This is a genomic window from Streptomyces rectiviolaceus (assembly GCF_039533825.1).
GTDB lineage: Bacteria > Actinomycetota > Actinomycetes > Streptomycetales > Streptomycetaceae > Streptomyces > Streptomyces rectiviolaceus.
In genome coordinates this window covers 1-2,283 of record NZ_BAAAUG010000274.1, presented here as the reverse complement: position 1 = coordinate 2,283, position 2,283 = coordinate 1, and the positions used below count along the sequence as shown (strand labels likewise).

At 64.5% G+C, this 2,283-nt stretch carries 3 protein-coding genes; 1 reads left to right on the top strand and 2 read right to left on the bottom strand.

The window, feature by feature from the left end; all coding sequences use genetic code 11:
* Positions 1 to 35 precede the first annotated feature (35 nt).
* Together ABD378_RS43770 and ABD378_RS43765 are read right to left on the bottom strand one after the other, a co-directional pair.
* The gene (locus tag ABD378_RS43770) at positions 36 to 572 is read right to left on the bottom strand and encodes a DUF4760 domain-containing protein (RefSeq protein ID WP_344531068.1); all 537 of its coding nucleotides are present in this window, start codon (positions 570 to 572) and stop codon (positions 36 to 38) included.
* Between the two features lie 314 nt (positions 573 to 886).
* Positions 887 to 1,588 carry an NPCBM/NEW2 domain-containing protein gene (locus tag ABD378_RS43765; RefSeq protein WP_344531066.1) on the bottom strand — a complete coding sequence of 234 codons (702 nt, stop codon included), beginning with the start codon at positions 1,586 to 1,588 and terminating at the stop codon, positions 887 to 889.
* Positions 1,589 to 2,045: 457 nt separating this feature from the next.
* On the opposite strand from ABD378_RS43765, the gene ABD378_RS43760 reads away from it, so the two are divergent.
* Positions 2,046 to 2,283: relaxase domain-containing protein (locus ABD378_RS43760; protein ID WP_344531064.1), on the top strand; the 238-nt coding region annotated here is incomplete at its 3' end.

Here is a 2,283-nt window from a genome sequence, read left to right as displayed (position 1 = left end):
GCATCCCGGCACAGGGATGCGTCGAGAACTAGTGCTCAGCTGGGGCTGAGCGGGGGGAAATACCGCTGGGGGAACCTTTTGCTGATGGTCTCGTAGGGGACGGTCTCGGTGTAAACCGCGAGGTGCTCGAAGGCTCCGAAGAACCCCCCACCCTCCTGAGCCGACCGATGCTCACGTTCAGCGAGTACATAAGGCTGGATCGCTCGCCAAACGCTCTTGATCCCGGTGTAGTGAATGGCGACAGCCATGTCTTCGTCTATGACACCGCTGACGACCAAGACACCAAGATCCTGGTAGTAGCTGCCGACAAGGAAGATGTGATCGCGGGCAGGCGAGGGAAGCCTTGTGACGCCTAGGGCTCGGTTGTGTTCCTGCAAGGATACGAGTAGGTAGTCCCGGGCTTCGCGGAAGGCCGGAGTGCGTGAGCGGGCCATCATCTCACCGATGAAGATCAGCCAGTTGGTGCGGCGAGTGTCGGAAGCCTGCCGTTGCGCAGACAGTACAGCGACGATGACGGCACTGAGCGAGAAGGCCAGAGCGAGAACATTGACGGCGGCACTGGTGGCATCCACGTCTCTGAGTCTCGGCTGCGTCCGGGCACAGCGACAGTCCCCAGGAGCCGACAAGACGTGACGATAGAAGGGGACTTCACCTGAGCCCTTCGATCGCGGTCTCGCTCGTCAGCCCGACTCAGAGTTTGACTTTGAACCTCCGTCGTTCGTGCGAAGGGGAAGTTCTTGAGTTCGCTCAAGTTGGCTTCCCGAGATCCCATCCGATCTAGTCGATCTGGCGGGATCTTCTGGTTCTCGGAGGCGATTCCCTCACACTGAAGGAGGGGATCACGAAACATCGCCGACGCTCATCGGCCCCGCGGCCTTGGGCGGCGTCAGCCGCGGTGCAGCACAGGGGACCCCAGGCCGAGAGTGCAAACACAGTCGTCGCTCTCGGCGACGATGCTGAGAATGGCGACACCGGTCACGTCCACGGTCACCTCCACCGGACGGTTGATCTGCGCGGTCGCGCTCTTCAGCGTCTTTCCGTCCTCCCCGCCGCTCTTGAAGGACACCCGTGCGGGGGTGGCAGGGCTGTCGTCGCCGAGCCCCACGGTAACGGTGAGGCTCTTGTACCGTTCGTTGATGCTGTAGCTCAAGGTTTCGTAGCTGCCCAGCTCCTCGGCGGTGATGGCGTTGTCGAAGCGTTTGCCGTCCATGGTCACCGGCTTGTGCTCCATGTTGACGTAGCCCGCGCCCAGGGGATCGACATCGGTGAGTGGGACATCCTTGGCCGTCCTGTCACTCGCACTCGGTGCCGCGCCGTCGGTGGAACTCGGCCCGGGAGCAGGGGAGGCGGTCACCGTCGCGGTGACAGTGGCCGTGGCTGTGGCAGTCGCCGTACGAGCTGTGGGCGGCGTGACGAACGACGGGACACCGAAGAACCCCAGGGCGAGACCGACGACACCGGTGAACGCGCTCACCAGCGCGGCCATCTCCGCTCTGCGGCCGGGGCGCCGCGGCGCGGGCGCGGGAGGTGACGGGGGCGGCGTCGGGGGTGTGGGGGACGGCGCGGGTCCCGGCTGTCCAGAGCTCATCTTCCAACTCCCCTGTATGAAGCGTCTGTTGTGGTGTACAGGGCAGAATTCAACGGGATGGGAACGGGAACAGCAAGAACGCGCCGGGCAACGATCAGCCCTCCAACGGGCAACGATCTCCACAGGCCTGCCCAAATCGCTGACCAGTAGCACTCAAGAACAGCCCTGCGACGGGAGGGCGCAGCAGGGAGCGTGCGCCGGGGTGCAGGCGGGGGTTCAAAGAAGGCCTTCGTCTGATCATGTGCTCCGACCAAGGTGCGCGTGACCACGACGAAGGCCATGAGGGTGGTCTGTACGTCGTGGGCCCGACTTGAGAGCGATGACATTCCCTGGCCGGTCGGCGCCATGTCCCGCCTGACGGGCAGTTGGGAAGAAGGTTCGGCCGCTGCTCCCGCCTGGCGGGACGTACGGTTGATCGGGCTTTTCTTGCAGGTCAGGGCCGTGTGCCGTGGTCTGTATGACGATGGATATCAAGCTGATCACTGCCGGTCAGATGTACCGCTACTACCTGCGCCAGGTGGTTGTTGGTGACGGCCGCCGCCCGGCCCGCACTCCACTGCGCGAGGCCCAGGAACAAGCCGGTGTCCCGGCCGGTCGATGGATGGGCCGCGGCCTGGCCGTGCTTGGTCTGATGGCGGGCGAGGAGGTCACCGAGCAGCACCTGCGGAACCTGTTCGGCGAGAGGGGCCGGCACC